Origin of the sequence: Bifidobacterium sp. W8103 (assembly GCF_016100775.1) — a bacterium.
Taxonomy (GTDB): domain Bacteria; phylum Actinomycetota; class Actinomycetes; order Actinomycetales; family Bifidobacteriaceae; genus Bombiscardovia; species Bombiscardovia choladohabitans.
Map to the genome: position 1 here is coordinate 144,779 of NZ_JACFRV010000002.1, position 17,736 is coordinate 162,514.

15 protein-coding genes are annotated in these 17,736 nt (G+C 64.0%); 14 read left to right on the forward strand and 1 reads right to left on the reverse strand.

The genetic code is table 11. The features are described 5' to 3' along the window. Nucleotides 1-4 precede the first annotated feature (4 nt). Together ruvX and mltG are read left to right on the forward strand one after the other, a co-directional pair. Nucleotides 5-487: a Holliday junction resolvase RuvX gene (gene ruvX, locus H3U90_RS07370; RefSeq protein ID WP_198177727.1), complete on the forward strand. Its 483-nt coding sequence runs from the start codon at nt 5-7 to the stop codon at nt 485-487. Further along, the gene (gene mltG / locus H3U90_RS07375; protein ID WP_198177728.1) at nt 488-1,684 is read left to right on the forward strand and encodes an endolytic transglycosylase MltG; all 1,197 of its coding nucleotides are present in this window, start codon (nt 488-490) and stop codon (nt 1,682-1,684) included. A gap of 30 nt (nt 1,685-1,714) precedes the next feature. On the opposite strand, the gene H3U90_RS07380 is transcribed toward mltG, so the two are convergent. Beyond that, a complete protein-coding gene (locus H3U90_RS07380) occupies nt 1,715-2,188 on the reverse strand; it encodes a peptidase A24 (protein ID WP_198177729.1) in 474 nt (157 codons plus the stop codon). Between the two features lie 62 nt (nt 2,189-2,250). Between H3U90_RS07380 and aroC the strand changes: the two genes are divergently transcribed. The 12 genes from aroC (at nt 2,251) to H3U90_RS07440 (ending at nt 17,569) form a co-directional block, all read left to right on the forward strand. Beyond that, a complete protein-coding gene (gene aroC, locus H3U90_RS07385; protein WP_198177730.1) occupies nt 2,251-3,444 on the forward strand; it encodes a chorismate synthase in 1,194 nt (397 codons plus the stop codon). 13 nt (nt 3,445-3,457) lie between these two features. Next, entirely contained in the window at nt 3,458-5,089 is a 1,632-nt protein-coding gene (locus tag H3U90_RS07390; RefSeq protein WP_198177731.1) for a bifunctional shikimate kinase/3-dehydroquinate synthase, read from the forward strand. Between the two features lie 3 nt (nt 5,090-5,092). Then, nucleotides 5,093-5,563, forward strand: coding sequence for a type II 3-dehydroquinate dehydratase (gene aroQ, locus H3U90_RS07395; RefSeq protein WP_198177732.1), 471 nt, complete (start codon nt 5,093-5,095; stop codon nt 5,561-5,563). Next, on the forward strand, nt 5,560-8,103 hold the full coding sequence (locus H3U90_RS07400) for an excinuclease ABC subunit UvrA (protein WP_198177733.1): 2,544 nt from the start codon (nt 5,560-5,562) through the stop codon (nt 8,101-8,103). Before aroQ ends, H3U90_RS07400 begins: the two co-directional genes overlap by 4 nt. Nucleotides 8,104-8,168: 65 nt before the next feature. Then, the gene (locus H3U90_RS07405; protein WP_198177734.1) at nt 8,169-9,833 is read left to right on the forward strand and encodes a CTP synthase; all 1,665 of its coding nucleotides are present in this window, start codon (nt 8,169-8,171) and stop codon (nt 9,831-9,833) included. A 259-nt stretch (nt 9,834-10,092) separates the two neighbouring features. Then, a complete protein-coding gene (gene sufB / locus H3U90_RS07410) occupies nt 10,093-11,547 on the forward strand; it encodes a Fe-S cluster assembly protein SufB (RefSeq protein WP_081581024.1) in 1,455 nt (484 codons plus the stop codon). Further along, nucleotides 11,547-12,773, forward strand: coding sequence for a Fe-S cluster assembly protein SufD (sufD, locus tag H3U90_RS07415; RefSeq protein WP_198177735.1), 1,227 nt, complete (start codon nt 11,547-11,549; stop codon nt 12,771-12,773). Before sufB ends, sufD begins: the two co-directional genes overlap by 1 nt. A 1-nt stretch (nt 12,774) precedes the next feature. Then, nucleotides 12,775-13,554 carry a Fe-S cluster assembly ATPase SufC gene (gene sufC, locus H3U90_RS07420; RefSeq protein WP_198177736.1) on the forward strand — a complete coding sequence of 260 codons (780 nt, stop codon included), beginning with the start codon at nt 12,775-12,777 and terminating at the stop codon, nt 13,552-13,554. Between the two features lie 21 nt (nt 13,555-13,575). Beyond that, nucleotides 13,576-14,850, forward strand: coding sequence for a SufS family cysteine desulfurase (locus tag H3U90_RS07425; RefSeq protein ID WP_198177737.1), 1,275 nt, complete (start codon nt 13,576-13,578; stop codon nt 14,848-14,850). A gap of 60 nt (nt 14,851-14,910) precedes the next feature. Then, nucleotides 14,911-15,498, forward strand: a complete 588-nt coding sequence (gene sufU / locus H3U90_RS07430; protein ID WP_198177738.1) for a Fe-S cluster assembly sulfur transfer protein SufU — start codon at nt 14,911-14,913, stop codon at nt 15,496-15,498. Then, on the forward strand, nt 15,495-16,151 hold the full coding sequence (locus tag H3U90_RS07435) for a metal-sulfur cluster assembly factor (RefSeq protein WP_198177739.1): 657 nt from the start codon (nt 15,495-15,497) through the stop codon (nt 16,149-16,151). The genes sufU and H3U90_RS07435 overlap by 4 nt, the downstream gene beginning before the upstream one ends. Before the next feature lie 101 nt (nt 16,152-16,252). After that, nucleotides 16,253-17,569: a uracil-xanthine permease family protein gene (locus H3U90_RS07440; protein WP_029678570.1), complete on the forward strand. Its 1,317-nt coding sequence runs from the start codon at nt 16,253-16,255 to the stop codon at nt 17,567-17,569. The last annotated feature ends 167 nt before the right edge of the window (nt 17,570-17,736 follow it).

Consider the following 17,736-nt stretch of genomic DNA (forward strand, 5'->3'; position numbering starts at 1 on the left):
TCCCGTGGGATCACAGACAGCCGTGTGGCTGGGGGTGGATCTTGGCGAAGCCAGGGTGGGTCTGGCCCTGTCGGACCCGGAGCTGACCCTGGCCTTTCCCGCCGGTAATATCAGGGTTCAGGGCGACTACTTTCAGGCCCTGGACCAGGTGGAAGACCTGATTATGGACAAGTGCGTGTCCCGAGTCGTGGTCGGACACCCCCTGCTTCTGAGCGGCCAGGCTGGTCGCAGTGCCAAAAAGGCGGCCCGTTGGGTGCGTGCCCTGACCAGTCGTCTGCAGGAGGATGCACACGATGCTGGCGTTGCCTCTGAGCAGCTGCCCAGTGTAGTATTGCGAGACGAACGACTGACGACCGTCAGCGCCCATCGACAGCTGTATGATGCCCGCGTGGACGGGCGAAGACATCGTCCCGTGGTCGATCAGCAGTCCGCTGTTGTGCTGTTGCAGTCGGCCCTGGACGACCAACGTGCCGACAAGGAGTGCTAATTGGCCGACGACATGCAGGATTTCTTCCAGGACAAGGTCCAGTGGGTTGCCGACGGGCAGGCCCCGGTTTCCGCTATGCCGCCGCGTCCTCCTCGTTCACGTCGTGAGATGCGCCGTCGGCGGGAGAGACGCAAACATCGCAAGCAGATCATGATCGTCATCGTCACCCTGGCTGTTGTGCTGGCCACCTCCTGCGTGGTGATTCTGGTGGGCGGACTGCGCCATGGCGCCCCACGGATCGTAGCCACCAAGGAGGTCGCCCCCGACTATCCAGGCCCCGGCGGACAGCCCCTGGAGTTCACGGTCGAGAGTGGCCAGGGGGCTGATCAGGTGGGTGCCAACCTGGTCAAGGCCGGAGTGGTCAAATCCACGGCTGCCTTCCTGCACGCCATCACCAGCACCCAGTCCGAATCCAGGCTCCTGCCCGGCACCTTCGATCTGCGTCTGCGGATGAAGGCCTCTGACGTGGTGGCCATTCTGACCGACCGAAGCAAGGCCGGAGGCTTCCTGCAGGTGAGGGCCGGCGAGCGGGTCCGCGATGTGGTCGCCCGGGCCGCCCAGCTCTCCGGGGTTCCGCAGAGCGAATTCGACGCCCTGATCCAGGCCAAGGGCGAGGACATTCTGCCCCAGGAGGCACAGGGCAACTTCGAGGGTTGGCTGCAGCCTGGCGAGTACGACGTACGCAAGGCAGGTTCGGCCAAGGCCATCCTGGGCAACCTGGTCTCCAAGCGGATCGAGCACCTGGACCAGTTGGGCGTGCCAGGTGGCCAGGAGCGGCAGACCATACTCAACACGGCCTCCATCACCGAGGCCGAGGTCAACAAGTCGGAATACTACAGCAAGGTGGCCCGGGTCATCGATAACCGATTGGCCAAGGGAATGCCCCTGGGCATGGACAGCACCGTGGCCTACTCCAACAATGTCTCCGCCTTGAAGCTGACCGATGCCATGCTGAAGAATGCCAACGACCCCTACAACACCAGGGTCCATCAGGGTCTGCCACCAGGCCCCATCGGCAGCCCGGGAGACGAGGCCATCCAGGCGGTCATGCACCCCGAGTCAGGCGATTGGCTCTATTTCGTGACCGTCAACATGGACACGGGAGAGACCAGGTTCAGCGACAACCCGGATCAGTTCAACCGCGACGTCAAGGAGTACAAGGCCTGGGAGTCCCAGCACAACGAGCAGGGCAGGTAGCGCCTTGTCCCTGGATCCCAGTTGCCGGTCCTAGAGGGCTTCGATGATCAGGGCCACCACCGCTGCGGCCAGGATGACCGGGACGTAGGCCAGCGAGAGAGGGTCGTCTGTCCTGACCGACCCGCGGCGACGGGCCAACCAGACCAGAGCCAGGGCGGCCAGCCCCAGCAGGCCCATCATCAGCCACCAGACCAGGATGGCCGTCCATCCCAGAACAGACAGGCTCAGGGCCACCAGACCCGTTGCCGTCACATCGCCCAGTCCCAGGGCGCCGGGTCGGACCAGGGCCAGCAGGAGCTGAAGGCCTGTACATGCCAGAGTCAGCAGCAGGCACTGCACCAGCAGCATAGGACGACCCTGGATCAGGGAGAAACCCAGCAGGGTCACAGCCTGCAGCACCAGTCCCAAGAGCACCAGAAGACGTGGGACTCGCCGGAAGCGGATGTCGATCAGGGCCAGGAGGAGGGCGGTCAGCAGTCCCGGCGCTGGGATGAGGTAGACCATCTTCTAAGATAATCATAGGTAGCCCTAACCTGGCAAACGAGGAACGAACGAGGAGCTTGAATATGTTGCGCTGGCAGACGGCAGGGGAATCCCACGGAGAGGCCCTGGTGGCCATGATGGAGGGTCTGCCCGCAGGGGTCGCCGTATCCACCAAGGATATCGAATCGGCCCTGGCCCGTCGTCGGCTGGGCTATGGTCGCGGGGCCAGGATGGGCTTTGAACAGGACAAGGTGCGTCTGCTGACCGGGGTCAGGCATGGACGGACGCTCGGTTCGCCGGTGGCCATCGAGATCGACAACACGGAGTGGCCCAAGTGGGAGCGGATCATGAGCGTGGACGAGCTGCCTGCTGATCAGGAGCCCCCGGCGACCGGTCGCAACGCCCCCCTGACCAGGCCCAGGCCCGGTCACGCCGATCTGACCGGCATGCGCAAGTACGGGTTTACGGATGCGCGTCCGGTCCTTGAGCGCTCCTCTGCCAGGGAGACCGCATCCCGAGTGGCACTGGGATCGGTGGCCGCCGACTTCCTGCAGCAGGCCCTGGGGATACGGACCGTTTCCCATGTCATCTCCATAGCCGGGGTCGGCCTGGAGGGGCATGAGGTCACGCCCGGTCCTGAAGACGGACCCGCCCTGGATGCCTCTCCGGTCAGGACCCTGGACAAGGATGCCGAGAAGCGGATGATGGCCAGAATCGACCAGATCAAGAAGGACGGCGACACCGCCGGCGGGGTCTTCGAGGTCATTGCCTATGGTGTGCCTGCGGGGCTGGGCACCTACGTGGAGGACGACCGACGTCTGGATGCGGCCCTGGCCAGCGCCTTCATGGGCATTCAGGCCATCAAGGGCGTGGAAATCGGCGATGGATTCAGGGAGGCTGACCGCCCTGGTTCACAGGCCCATGACGAGATGGAGCCCGGTCCTGACGGTACCATCCGCAGACTCAGCAACCATGCTGGCGGTCTGGAGGGTGGCACATCCAATGGCCAGCCCATCAGGGTCAGGGCCGCCATGAAGCCCATCTCCTCGGTGCCCCGGGCCCTTCGCACGGTGGATGTGGCCACCGGCCAGCCAGCCCAGGCCATCCATCAGCGTTCCGATGTGACCGCCGTGCCTGCCGCCGCGGTGATCGGCGAAGCCATGATGAACCTGACACTGGCGCGCTTCGCCTTGGAGAAGTTCGGCGGTGACTCGCTCGAGGAGGTTCGGCGCAACGCCCAGGCCTACCTCCAGTCCTGGCCCGAGCATCTGCGGTGAGGGGCGGAATCGCATGATTGAAAGCAGCAGTATGCCCAGGGCCGTCGTCATCGGCATGCCGGGTGCGGGCAAGACCCGGCTGGGCAGGGAGACGGCCGCCCTGATCAAGGCGCCCTTCCGGGATACCGACCAGTGCATCGAACAAGAAGCAGGTCGGTCGGTCAGCGAGATCTTCGACACTCAGGGCGAGCAGGCTTTCCGTGAAATGGAGACCCGGGCGATCCTTGACCTTTTGAAGGATTTCCCTGGCGGCATCCTGTCCCTGGGGGGAGGGGCTCCCATGAGCACCGAGGTCTTCCAGGCGCTGCAGGACTATCGGCGGGCAGGCGGTGCTGTGGTCTACCTACAGATCGACCCGGAGGAGGGGGTCAGCCGGGCGGCACGGTCGGATCATCGCCCCCTTCTTCGCGGCGGCGCATCGGAGCGCTGGATGGCTCTCTATCGCGAGCGTCGCAGCGTCTACCAGGAGCTGGCCACTATCACCCTCAAATCCAGGAACACCACCCCCCGTGCCCTGGCCAGACGGCTGGCCGATGCCCTGACTGAGCGGGTGGTTCACGTCAGCGGTCCCGATCCCTACGATGTGAGGATCGGCGCCGGGGTGACCGGTCGACTGCATGAGTTGCTTGGAGACCAAACCATGAGGGTGGCCCTGATTCATACCCAGCCTGTCCAGCGCCATTCCGACCATGCCCGGGCCCTGCTTCGCCAGGCCGGGTATCAGGTGGTGGATCTGACCATTCCCGACGCGGAGGCCGGCAAGACCATCCAGGTCAGCCAGGGTATCTGGGAGCGCCTGGCAACCGAAGGCTTCACCCGTTCCGACGCCGTGGTGGGACTAGGCGGGGGAGCGGCCACAGACCAGGCCGGGTTCATCGCCGCCACCTGGATGCGGGGCATCCGTTATGTGAACTGCCCCACCTCCCTACTGGCCATGGTAGATGCCTCCACCGGCGGCAAAACCGGCATCAACCTGGAGCAGGGCAAGAATCTGGTCGGCAGCTTCTACACTCCTGCTGGCGTCCTGGCTGATCTGCGGACCCTGCGGACCCTGCCCAATGAGATCTTCGTAGAGGGGCTGGGCGAGGTGGCCAAGTCCGGTTTCATCATGGACGGCGGCATCCTGCGCGAGCTGGAGGAGCGGGCCGAATCCCTACGCGCCTTTGACGGTCAGGAGTCCGACCAATGGCTGGGCACGGTGGTCCAGGATCTGATCGAACGCACCGTCGAGGTCAAGGCCCGGCACGTTTCGGTGGACCTCAAGGAGTCCGGCTTGCGGGAGTTCCTCAACTATGGGCACACCCTGGGCCACGCCATCGAGAAGATCGAACATTTCACCTGGCGGCATGGTCAGGCCGTGTCCGTGGGCATGGTCTTCGCAGCCGAGCTGGCCAGGATCACCGGCCATCTGGATCAGGAGGCGGTCGACTACCACAGGAGGCTTCTGTCTTCGCTGGGACTGAGAACCTGGTGGAATGGGGGAGACTTCGACCAGGTGCTGGCCCTCATGCATCGGGACAAAAAGGCCCGTGGCAACAAGTTGCGGTTTATCATTCTTGATGGTTTGGGCAAACCCACCCACCTGGACGACCCGCCGGTCTCGGCGATCAAGGAGGCCTTCCAGGCCATACGCAAGGAGGAATGACAGATGGCGGATGCCGACAAGGGCAGGCGGAAGGTTCTGGTGGTCAACGGACCCAACCTGGGTCGGCTGGGTGTGCGCGACCCCGATGTCTACGGTCGTCAGGATCTGGCGACGCTGACCCGGGACTGCGAAGACTGGGGTCGGCAGCTGGGTCTGGATGTCCAGGTGCTGCAATCGGACGACGAGGGCCAGGTCATCCGCTGGATGCATCAGGCCGTGGACCAGGGCAGCGCGGTGGTGCTCAACCCGGCCGCCTTCACCCACTACAGCTATGGACTTGCCGATGCCGCCGTCCAGGTCACCCAGGCAGGGCTGCCGCTGATGGAGGTCCATATTTCCAATCCTTCATCCCGGGAGGCCTTCCGCCGACGCAGCGTCATCTCGCCGGTGGCAACCGGCACCATCACCGGCTTGGGTTTCTACGGCTACAGGCTGGCCCTGGAAGCTGTGGCCCACCTGCTGGAGAACGCATGAGTGACAGCGGGGAGACCGGCAGGAAACTCCCCGCACCGCCCAAGGCCATCCTTGTCCGCGGCGCCAGGGTCCACAACCTGCGCAATCTGGATGTAGACATTCCTTTGAACCACCTGGTGGGCATCGCCGGTGTCTCGGGCTCCGGCAAGTCCTCCCTGGCTCTGGGGGTCCTCTATGCCGAGGGTTCCCGGCGCTACCTGGAATCCCTGTCCACCTACACCAGGAGGCGGATGACCCAGGCCCAGCGCCCACAGGTGGACTCGGTGCGTTTCCTGCCCCCCGCACTGGCCCTGCGTCAACGCCCGGGCGTGGGCGGCATGCGCTCCACCTTCGGCACCGCCACCGAGCTGCTTAACGTGCTCAGGCTGATGTTCTCCCGGCTGGCCAGCCATGTCTGCCCCAATGGCCATCGCCAGGAGCCCACCCTGGCTGTGGCGGCCGAGATGCCCATCACCTGCCCGATCTGCGGCGCTACGGTGGAGCCTCCCAGCGCCGAGGAGCTGGCCTTCAACTCCCTCGGAGCCTGCCCCACCTGCCAGGGGACCGGGACGGTGCGCGAGGTGGACGACGCCACCCTGGTTCCCGACGACAGCCTGACCATCGACCAGGGGGCCGTGGTGCCCTGGCGGACCTTCGGCTTCAACGTACAGCCCGACATCGTTCGCGAATTCGGAGTCCGCACCGACGTGCCCTGGCGGGATCTGACCGATCGGGAGCGGAAGATCGTCTTCGAGGGGCCGGCCGAGAAGAAGCACATCACCATCACTTCGATCAAGGGTGTCCACGAGCTGGACTTCACCTTCCGCAACGCACGGCTGACAGTGACCGAGGAGCTCAAGAGGGCCAACGATGACAAGCGCCTGGCCAAGGTCGCCAAGTTCCTGACCGAACGGACCTGCCCGGACTGCAAGGGCACCCGGCTCAACCAGCGGGCGCGTCTGCCCGAGATCAACGGGGACAACCTGGCCGAGGTCACCTCATGGCCCCTGGATAAGGTGCTGGACTGGGGTCGGAAGCTGCCGCCCACGCTACACGAACCCATGCGGCCCATGGCCTCGGCCCTCTGCAAGACCCTGGACGAGATGGGCAGGCGGTTGATCCAGCTGGGACTGAGCTACCTGACCCTGGACCGCTCCAGCGCCTCCCTGTCCACAGGGGAGCGGCAGCGGGCCCAGTTGGCCAGGGCCGTGCGTAACGAGACAACCGGCGTGCTCTATGTGCTGGATGAGCCCTCGACCGGCCTGCATCCTGCCAACCTTGAGGGGCTCATAGGGGTCATGCGCGACCTGCTGGCCGACGGCAATTCGGTGGTTTTCGTCGACCACGACGTCAAGGTTCTGCAATCAGCCGACTATCTGATCGAAATGGGTCCCGGAGCAGGGGAGCGCGGCGGCAGGATACTTGCCCAGGGGACCCCTGAAAAAATCGCCGCTGATCAGGATTCCCGCATCGCCGGTTTTTTGGATGGCCGCGAGTCCGTTTTGGTACGGGACCGGCATCCCATGCCTGCAGGGAATGAGTGGATCCGCATGCAGTCAGGACCCATTCACACGGTCCATCCCCTGGACCTGGCCATTCCGCGTGGATGCATGACGGCAGTGACTGGTGTATCCGGCTCCGGCAAGACCACCATGATCCTGGAGTCGCTGGTCCCGGCTCTGCAGGCCCGCATCCAGGGCAATCCCATGCCCAAGCATGTGCACAGTCTGGACCCGGCCGGCATTGACAGGGTACGCCTGGTGGACTCCTCGCCCATAGGTATCAACGTGCGCTCCACAGTGGCCACCTACTCAGGGCTCATGGACCGGCTGCGCCGCCTCTTCGCGGCCACTGACCAGGCAAAAAAGGACAAGCTGGGCCTCTCGGCGTTCTCATACAACACCGGCTCCCTGCGCTGCCCCCAGTGCGACGGAACCGGCCAGATCAGCCTGGACGTGCAGTTCCTGCCCGACATCCCCATCACCTGCCCCAGCTGCCATGGTCGTCGATACCGTCCGGAGGCCGAGCACTACCGTCTGTCCACCCCGGCCCACCCTGAGCCGCTTAGCCTGCCGGATCTGCTGGCCATGGAGGTGGGCCGGGCCCTTGAGGTCTTCGCACAGGGCCGAGAGTACACAGCCATCCGCCGAGGCTTGCAGACCTTGAAGGACCTGGGCCTGGATTACCTGACCCTGGGGGAGGACACCCCCTCCCTGTCGGGCGGGGAGGCCCAGCGGCTGAAGCTGTCCAATGAGTTGGGCCGCAGGCAGAATGGCTCCATGTTCGTCCTGGACGAGCCGACCACCGGCCTGCATCCCCTGGATGTGCGTGTCCTGATCAGCGTGCTGGAGCGCCTGGTCAGCAAGGGGGCCACCGTGGTCTTCATTGAGCACGATCTGGACATGATCGCCAACGCCGACCATGTGGTCGATATGGGCCCGGGCGGCGGTGATCGAGGTGGAGGAATCGTGGCCCAGGGCGACCCCGAATCCGTGGCCCGCAACCCGCGCTCGGTGACCGGTCGCTACCTGGCCGACCACCTGCATCTGAGCCGTCCCTGAATCCGACCTTCCTTCTCGAGTGTTGGCCGGTTTCTGGTCGCTCCTGCCTGATAGGCTGAAGTTCCATGGTCAGAGAACATGGAAATTCGCAAGGGCATATCACCAAACACATTTTCGTCACCGGCGGCGTGGTCTCTTCACTGGGCAAGGGACTGACCGCATCGTCTCTGGGCCGACTGCTGAGAAGCCGCGGAATCCGCGTTCTTCAACAGAAGCTGGATCCCTACATCAACGTCGATCCGGGGACCATGAACCCCTTCCAACACGGCGAGGTCTACGTGACCGAGGATGGGGCCGAAACCGACTTGGACATCGGCCACTATGAGCGTTTCACCGATGTCTTCCTCTCCCAGAAGGCCAACGTGACCACCGGCCAGATCTACCAGTCCGTGCTGCGCAAGGAGCGGGCGGGGGAGTACCTGGGCCAGTGCGTCCAGGTCATTCCTCACGTGACCAACGAGATCAAGAGCCGCATGCGGGCCCAGGCCAGCGACGACGTGGATGTGATCATCACCGAGATCGGCGGGACTGTGGGCGACATCGAGTCCCAGCCCTTCATGGAGGCCGCCCGCGAGGTGCGTCGGGACATCGGCCCGGACAACTGCATGTTCGTCCATGTCTCCCTGGTTCCCTACGTGGCCGCCGCCCACGAGCTCAAGACCAAGCCCACCCAGCACTCGGTCATGGCCCTGCGCCAGCTGGGCATCGCCCCCGACGCCCTGGTGCTGCGCTCGGACCGGCCGCTCAACCAGGGCATCAAGGACAAGATCTCCCTGATGTGCGACGTGGATGCCGAGGGCGTGGTCAACTGCGTGGATGCGCCCAGCATCTACGACGTGCCCAAGATCCTCTACAAGGAGGGTCTGGATACCTACGTGGTGCGCAAGCTTGGGTTGCCCTTCCACGACGTCGACTGGAACGAGTGGGAGGACCTGCTGGACCGGGTCCACAACCCCCGCACCAAGGTGGCCATTGCCATCGTGGGCAAGTACATCGATCTGCCCGACGCCTACCTGTCGGTCATCGAGGCGCTGAAGGCCGGCGGTTTCGCCAACCGGTCCCAGGTCCAGGTCAAGCTGGTGGCGGCCGACACCTGCGAGACCATGGATGGCGCCCGGAAGGCCCTGGAGGGTGTCGACGGCATCGTGGTCCCCGGAGGCTTCGGCATCCGCGGCATCGAGGGCAAGATCGGCGCCCTGCGCTACGCCCGTGAGACCGGCCTGCCCGCCCTGGGCCTCTGCCTGGGACTGCAGTCCATGGTCATCGAGTTCGCCCGCCACGTCCTGGGGCTGGAGGATGCCGACTCCTCGGAGTTCGAGCCCGACTGCGAGAACCCGGTCATCGCCACCATGGAGGAGCAGAAGGACATTGTGGCCGGCCATGGCGACATGGGCCACACCATGCGGCTGGGCGCCTACCCGGCAGTGCTCAAGCCCGACTCGCTGGTGGCCCGGCTCTACGGCTCCACCGAGATCTCCGAGCGTCACCGCCACCGCTACGAGGTCAACGTGGCCTACAAGGAGCGGCTGGACAAGGCCGGCCTGCACATCTCGGGCACCAGCCCGGACGGGCAACTGACCGAGTTCGTGGAGCTCTCCCAGGACCAGCACCCCTTCTATGTGGGCACCCAGGCCCACCCGGAGTTCAAGTCCCGGCCCACCAAGCCGCACCCCCTCTTCACCGGCCTGGTCAAGGCCAGCCTGGAGCACGGAGGCCAGGAGGCGGCCTGAGGTCGATTCCTTGCGTACTCTTTCGCTATGATCGCCCGTTTCCCTCTCATAGGGAGGCGGGCGATCGTCCATATCGGCGCTTTGTCAAGAGGAGGGGTCGGATTCCTTAGAGAGCGTAAGCCCGGGTCTGGCGGTTCACCAGTGCCCCGGTTATCCTGTAATGGTGTGATCGGCCGCATATGGCGGCCGTGCGTGTGTTAGGAGGTCTCAGCTCGTGGACAGCACCTCGCAGCGGACAGACACATCGCGGGATGTGGAAATGAGCCAGTATGTGGCCGACCGCTCCCGCGTAAATGAAGAGAAAATCAAAAAAGACGACCAGATCATCTCCGAGTTCGGCGACTATACCTATGGCTGGCACGACTCCGACGATGCGGGGCGCAACGCCCACAAGGGCATCGACGAGGACGTGGTCCGGGCCATCTCGGCCGACAAGGGCGAGCCTGACTGGATGCTGCAGATGCGTCTCAAGGGCTATCGGGCCTTCATGGAGAAGCCCATGCCCAAGTGGGGCGTGGATTTGAGCGGGTTCGATGCCGACGACTTCAAGTACTACGTCAAGCCCTTGAAGGAGCAGGCCAAGGACTGGAAGGACCTGCCTGACGACATCCGCACCACCTATGACCGGCTGGGCATCCCCGAGGCCGAGAAGAAGCGGTTGGTCTCCGGAGTGGCCGCCCAGTACGAGTCCGAGGTCATCTACAACTCCATCCGCGACGACCTGCGCAAGCAAGGGGTCATCTTCCTCGATACGGATACGGCCCTCAAGGAGTACCCGGACCTCTTCCGCAAGTACTTCGCCACGGTCATCCCTCCGGACGACAACAAGTTCGCCGCCCTGAACACGGCGGCCTGGTCGGGCGGCTCCTTCGTCTACGTGCCCAAGGGGGTCCATGTGGACATCCCCCTGCAGGCCTACTTCCGTATCAACACGCCCAACATGGGCCAATTCGAGCGCACCCTGATCATCGCCGACGAGGGTTCCTACGTCCATTACGTGGAGGGCTGCACCGCACCCATCTATTCCACCGACTCCCTGCATGCGGCCAACGTGGAGATCGTGGTCGAGCCTCACGCCCGTGTGCGCTACACCACGGTCCAGAACTGGTCCAACAACGTCTACAACCTGGTCACCCAGCGTGCCTATGTACGTGAGGGTGGCACCATGGAGTGGGTGGACGGCAACATCGGGTCCAAGGCCACCATGAAGTACCCGGCCTGCATCCTGGCCGAGCCCTACGCCAAGGCCGAGACCCTCTCCCTGGGCTTCGCCGGCAAGGGCCAGTACCAGGACACGGGCGCCAAGATGATCCACCTGGCACCCCACACCTCCTCCACCATCGTCTCCAAGTCCATCTCCCGCAACGGGGGAAGGGCCGCATACCGAGGCCTGGTCAAGATCATCAAGGGCGCCGAGAAGTCCTCCTCCTCGGTGGTCTGCGACGCTCTGCTGGTGGACGACTACTCCCGCTCGGATACCTACCCGCATGTGGATGTTCGCGAGGACGACGTCTCCATGGCCCACGAGGCCACCGTCTCCAAGGTCTCCGAGGACCAGCTCTTCTATCTGATGAGCCGCGGCCTGGAGGAGAAGGAGGCCATGGGCATGATCGTGCGCGGGTTCGTGGAGCCCATCTCCCGGCAGCTGCCCATGGAGTACGCGTTGGAGCTCAACCGCTTGGTCGAATTGCAGATGGAGGGTTCGGTAGGCTGATGTCACAGAAGAGCGAAATAACCATTCCGCATGCGGATCCCAAGGATCCCTATGCTTTCCCGGCCACCATGCCGTCCAGCGCCGACAAGGAGCCCCGATCCTTCAAGCCTGACGACTTCCCCATGCCCACCCGCAAGCAGGATGACTGGCGGTTCACCCCCATCGACCGGATGGAGGAGTTCTTCACCGTCTTCAATCCCAGCGGTCTGACCAAGGTCTCGGTCACCATGATCGACGGGTCCGAACCGCCCGCGGATCAGGTCAGCGTCAGCCGGATTCCCATGGATCAGGCCCCCTGCGGCACCGTCCTCAAGCCCAGCGACCGAGCAGCCGCTGTGGAGTGGGCCAGCGGCAAGCAGGCGACGGTGGTGAACCTTAAGGGCACCCTGGATCAGCCCGTGCTGGTTCGCGTCATCGGCGGTGGCCCCGAGCTGGACGCCTTCCACCTGGTCATCAAGGCCGAGGCGGGCACCAAGGCCGATTTGGTGGTCGAGCACCAGGGCCAGGCACGTCTGGCTGAAGGGGTTGAAATCGACATCGGTGACAATTCGCAGATGTCGACCACCTTCATCCAGGAGTGGGACAAGGGCAGCAAGCATATAGGCAACCACCGCATTCACCTTGGTGCCGAGGCCTCCCTGCGTCACTCGGTGGTCAGCCTGGGCGGCGATGTGGTGCGGCTGCGCATGGATCAGGACTTCGGTGGCGAGCAGGGCGACCTGAACATGCTGGGCATCTACTTCGTCGATCCCGGCCAGCACATGGAGCACCGGACCATGGTGGTGCACAACCATCCCAACTGCAAGTCCCGTGTGGTATACAAGGGGGCCCTGGACGGCATCGGCGCGCACACCACCTGGGTGGGCAACGCGCTCATTCAGCCCACCGCGCCTGGAACCGACTCCTACGAGCTCAACCGGAACCTGGTGCTCACCCCTGGGGCCATCGCTGATTCCGAGCCCAACCTGGAGATCGAGAACGGCGACATCATCGGGGCAGGCCATGCCAGTTCGGTCGGACGCTTCGACGACGAGGAGCTCTTCTACCTGCAGTCCCGCGGCATCCCCGAGCAGGAGGCCCGCAAGCTGGTGGTTCGAGGCTTCTTCGGCGAACTTGTGGAGGAGATCGACGTCCCCAGCGTCTCCGGGCACCTGATGGGGGTCATCGACCGCAGACTGGCGGCCGGCGAGGATCAAGAGATGCAGCACGTTTTGGAGGAGAACTGACATGTCCACATTGGAAATCAAGGATCTGCACGTCTCAGTGGAGACCAAGGAGGGTCGCAAACAGATCCTCAAGGGGGCCACGCTGACCGTCCACTCCGGCGAGACCCACGCCATCATGGGGCCCAACGGGTCCGGCAAGTCCACCCTGGCCTACACGCTGGCCGGCCATCCCAAGTATGAGGTGGATTCGGGCCAGGCCCTGCTGGATGGGCAGGATCTGCTCAAGATGACCCCGGACGAGCGGGCCAAGGCCGGGCTCTTCCTGGCCATGCAGTACCCGGTCGAGGTGCCCGGCGTGTCCATGACCAACTTCCTGCGTACGGCCAAGACCGAAGTCGACGGCAAGGCCCCGGCCATCCGCCAGTGGACCAAGGATCTGAACGATGCCATGAAGCGGCTGCGCATGGATCCCAAGTTCGCCCGGCGCTCCGTCAACGAGGGCTTCTCGGGCGGCGAGAAGAAGCGGGCCGAGGTCCTGCAGCTGGAGCTGCTCAAGCCCAAGTTCGCCGTCCTGGACGAAACCGATTCCGGTCTGGACGTGGACGCCCTGCGCATCGTCTCCGAGGGGGTCAACAGGGCCAAGGAGAACACTGGCATGGGCGTGCTCATGGTCACCCACTACACCAGGATCCTCAAGTACATCAAGCCCGACATCGTCCACGTCTTCGCCGACGGCCGCTTTGTGAAGACCGGTGGCCCGGAGCTGGCTGACACCCTGGAGGAGACCGGGTACGACCAGTACCTGCCCGAGGGCGCCGACTCGGAATCAGCCCTGGCCTGAGGATAAGGGAAGAGGCCCGCAATGGTCATTGATGACAGCATTAGGCAGCAGTTTCCGATTCTGGACCAGCAGGTGCATGGCCACCCCTTGGTCTATCTGGATTCGGCTGCCACTGCCCAGAAGCCCCTGGCGGTCATCGATGCCGTTCGGGACTTCTACCTGAAGGACAACGCCGGGGTACACCGGGGCGCCCACGAATTGGCCGCCCGCAGCACGATGGCCTTTGAACACGCTCGCTCACGCGTGGCCGCCCTGGTCGGCGCAGAGGGCCAGGAGGGCGGCGAGGAGATCGTCGTCACAGCCGGGGCCACGGCTGCTCTGAACCTGTTGGCCACCGCTTTTGGCAACGCCAGTCTGGGTCGGGGAGGCAAGGCGGCAGGTCGGTTCGCCCTAAAGCCTGGCGATGAAGTTGTGGTCAGCAAGGCCGAGCACCACTCGGTCCTCCTGCCCTTCCAGGAGCTCTGCTACCGGACCGGAGCAGTCCTCAAGTACTTCGATCTGGACTCGGAGGGCCGTATTATGGCCGATACCGCCGACCAGGTCATCACCGAGCGGACCAAGGTGGTCGCCGTCACCCACGTCAGCAATGTGACAGGTGCCATCACTGACATCAAGCCCATCGTCCGCCGTGCCCATCAGGTGGGTGCCCTGGTGGTGCTGGATGTGTGCCAGTCGGTGCCTCACCTGCCTATCGATCTGCACGCCATGGATGTGGACTTCGCCGCCTGGAGTGCGCACAAGATGTATGGCCCCACCGGCGTGGGCTTCCTCTATGGCCGCCGAGAACTGCTTGAGGCGTTGCCTCCGGCATCATTCGGCGGATCCATGGTGGAACTGGCCTATCTGGACCGTCCGGCCAGCTATATGGATCCTCCGGCCCGGTTCGAGGCCGGCACCCAGCCGGTGGCCCAGATGATAGGTGCTGGCGCAGCTGCCGATTGGCTGATGGATTTGGGCATGGAGAACGTAGCCGAACACGAGAAAGCCATCACCACTGGTCTGTTGAGGCTGGGGGCGTTGGACGGGGTACGCATCCTCGGGCCGACCACTCCCGAGGGCCGGATCGGCACGGTCGCCTTCGACGTGCAGGGGGTCCATCCCCATGACGTGGGCCAGTATGTGGATTCGCGCGGCATTGCCATCCGCGTTGGACACCACTGCGCTCAGCCGGTCCATCGACACTTCGGTCTGATGGCCTCCAACCGGGCCTCGACCGGCGTGTACAATACCGTGGCCGACACGGATGCCTTGCTGGACGCCGTCTCCGGAGTCCGCAAGTTCTTCCGGGTGGCCTGAGGGTCTTCACCTGAAGCACATTGACGGTTTTGACAAAGACATACTGGTAGGTTTAAGGACATGGCGGATTTCGGGATGGATGACGAGGAACTGGAGCAGATGTACCAGGAGGTGATCCTGGACGCAGCCCGCGATCCTCACGGGCGTGTAGGGGATCAGGCTGATGGGGGAGAAGACTCTGACGGTGACGGCGTGACCATCAGGGTGGAGCACGAGGCCTGCCTGGCTGCCGAGTCCCACCAGTTCAATCCCACCTGCGGGGATCAGGCCACCATCCATGTGGAGGTGGCGCCTGGCGAGCAGGGAGGTCCCGACCTCATCCAGCGAATCGTCTGGCAGGGTTCAGGCTGCTCCATCAGCCAGGCCAGTCTGTCCATCATGGTGGATTTGGTCCAGAGGCAGACCGTTGACCATGCCATGGATCTGGCCGCCGACTTTCGTAAGCTTATGGAATCGCGCGGCGCTGGACTCGAGGACGAGAAGGCGCGGGACGCCCTTGGTGATGCCATGGTCTTCCAGGGCGTGTCCAAGTATCCCATGCGAATCAAGTGCGCCCTGCTGGGCTGGGAGGGTATGAAGGCCTCGGTGGCCCAGGCCCTGTCAGCTGGGCGAGAGAGCGACAAAGGTGAGAAGGAGGAGCAGGTATGAGTGGCAATACGAATTTGGTGCCCGAACCCCAGGACTCCATCCTGGCCTCGGTGGGCAGGGCCATCAGCGATCCTGGCACGGCACAGGCTCTGGCGAGCAATCCCCTGGGCGCGGAAACGGTTCTGAAGTCGGCCGAGGGCGGTTCCATGCGGCAGGTCGACGGTCAGGCGGACAAGAAGTCCGATGCGGACCAGGGCTTGAATGACCACACCTCGGGTAGCGAGCCGGTCGCAGATAGCGAGGAAACCGCGGCCCAGAATGCCGCTGATGCTGAGGCTGCCGCTGAGGAGGCCATCCCTCTCAAGGCCGTCGACGACATCGGCCGGGCCACAGCGGAGGATGTCAGGGAGGCCCTGCACCAGGTCATCGACCCCGAGCTGGGCATCGATGTGGTCGACCTGGGGCTGGTCTATGGCATAGAAATCGACCAACTGGGAAGGGCCATCATCACCATGACCCTGACCACGCCGGCCTGCCCACTGACTGACCTGATCGAGGACCAGTGTGCCAGCGTTTTGGCGGGCCTGGTCGAGGAGTTTCGCATCGACTGGACCTGGTCGCCGCGCTGGACCCTGGACATGATTACTCCTGAGGGTCGCGAGCAGCTGGCCGCCATCGGCTTCAACTTCGAGAACATGCCCACCTACCAGTGAGACCATCCGCCCTGCAGACCAACCCGGGTCCTCCCATGCGAATATACTGATGATTCCGGTCCGCCGTGACCGGCACGGCGCACGAGAGAAAGCACAGTGAAATGGCATTGTCCATGGGCTGGAAACTGCACGGCGACGGGAAAACATTGGCTCCGGGCGAAGTGGTGGAACCCGATGAGCGACTCACATGGCCACGTACGGCTGGCATCGGCGCCCAGCATGTCATTGCCATGTTCGGCTCCACCTTCCTGGTCCCCATTCTGACCGGATTCGATCCCTCTACGACCCTCTTCTTCACGGCCATGTCCACGGCCCTCTTCCTGCTGATCAACCGCAACCGTCTGCCCTCCTACCTGGGCAGCTCCTTCGGCTTCATCGCCCCGGTCCTGGCAGTGACCACCGCCCACAAGGGTCTGGCCGTGGCCTCCTTCGGGATCATGGTCACCGGCGCCCTGCTCTTCCTGATCGGCCTGATCGTCCACTTCGCCGGTTCGCGATGGATCGATATGATCATGCCACCGGTGGTCAACGGTGCCATCGTGGCCATCATCGGCTTCAATCTGGCCCCCTCGGCCTGGAAGAACTTCAAGTCGGCCCCGCTGACCGCCCTGGTCACCCTGGTTGCCGTCATGCTGATAGCCGTGCTTTTCAAGGGTCTGATCGGCCGACTCAACATCCTTCTGGGCGTCATCGTCGGCTACATCTTCGCGGTCACCCAGGGCCAGGTAGATTTCGCAGCGGTGGAAAAGGCCGCCTGGTTCGGTCTGCCTCACTTCCACACCCCGCAGGCCGACCCGTCCGTCCTGGCCATGTTCATCCCCGTGGTCCTGGTCCTGGTGGCCGAGAACATCGGTCACGTCAAGTCCGTGGCCCTGATGACCGGACGCGATTATGACGATCAGATCGGCACCGCCCTGATGGCCGACGGACTGGGCACCACTCTGGCCGGGCTGGGCGGAGGCTCGGGCACCACCACCTACGCGGAGAACATCGGTGTCATGGCCGCCACCAAGGTCTACTCCACGGCAGCCTACTGGTGCGCCGCAATCTTCGCCTTCCTGCTCTCCCTCTGCCCCAAGTTCGGGGCCATCATCAACACCATCCCCACAGGCGTTCTGGGCGGGGTCACCACCATGCTCTACGGCATGATCGGCATGCTGGGTATCCGTATCTGGGTGGAGAACAAGGTGGACTTCGGCAAGTCCGTCAACATGACCGTGGGTGCCGTCGTCATGATCGTGGGCATCGCGGACTTCACCTTCGCGGTTGCCGGGGTCAGCTTCAACGGCATCGCCATCGGCTCGGTGGCAACCCTGGTCATGTACCACGGTCTCAAGGCCATCGGCCGCTGGCGGGGGACCATCGATCCCGACGACTACATTCATGAGGATTCGCAGGCCGTCTCCCAGCAGAGCTGATTGCGCCGGAGTCGCCCGACCCTCCGTGGTTGCCTGATACTCGAACGTTGTCTGCGTTCGAGTATCGCCTGATGCCAAGGGTTGCCCGTTGTCAAGGTTTGCTTGATGCGGGAGATTGCCGGATGTTAGTGCTCGCCCGATACCAAACCGATATTAGGTACTCAGCC

Coding starts and splice junctions, on each gene's coding strand:
- H3U90_RS07380 (WP_198177729.1), bottom strand. CDS start 2,188: ATGGTCTACCTCATCCCAGCGCCGGGACTGCTGACCGCCCTCCTCCTG.
- aroC (WP_198177730.1), top strand. CDS start 2,251: ATGTTGCGCTGGCAGACGGCAGGGGAATCCCACGGAGAGGCCCTGGTG.
- H3U90_RS07390 (WP_198177731.1), top strand. CDS start 3,458: ATGATTGAAAGCAGCAGTATGCCCAGGGCCGTCGTCATCGGCATGCCG.
- aroQ (WP_198177732.1), top strand. CDS start 5,093: ATGGCGGATGCCGACAAGGGCAGGCGGAAGGTTCTGGTGGTCAACGGA.
- H3U90_RS07400 (WP_198177733.1), top strand. CDS start 5,560: ATGAGTGACAGCGGGGAGACCGGCAGGAAACTCCCCGCACCGCCCAAG.
- H3U90_RS07405 (WP_198177734.1), top strand. CDS start 8,169: ATGGTCAGAGAACATGGAAATTCGCAAGGGCATATCACCAAACACATT.
- sufB (WP_081581024.1), top strand. CDS start 10,093: ATGAGCCAGTATGTGGCCGACCGCTCCCGCGTAAATGAAGAGAAAATC.
- sufD (WP_198177735.1), top strand. CDS start 11,547: ATGTCACAGAAGAGCGAAATAACCATTCCGCATGCGGATCCCAAGGAT.
- sufC (WP_198177736.1), top strand. CDS start 12,775: ATGTCCACATTGGAAATCAAGGATCTGCACGTCTCAGTGGAGACCAAG.
- H3U90_RS07425 (WP_198177737.1), top strand. CDS start 13,576: ATGGTCATTGATGACAGCATTAGGCAGCAGTTTCCGATTCTGGACCAG.
- sufU (WP_198177738.1), top strand. CDS start 14,911: ATGGCGGATTTCGGGATGGATGACGAGGAACTGGAGCAGATGTACCAG.
- H3U90_RS07435 (WP_198177739.1), top strand. CDS start 15,495: ATGAGTGGCAATACGAATTTGGTGCCCGAACCCCAGGACTCCATCCTG.
- H3U90_RS07440 (WP_029678570.1), top strand. CDS start 16,253: ATGGCATTGTCCATGGGCTGGAAACTGCACGGCGACGGGAAAACATTG.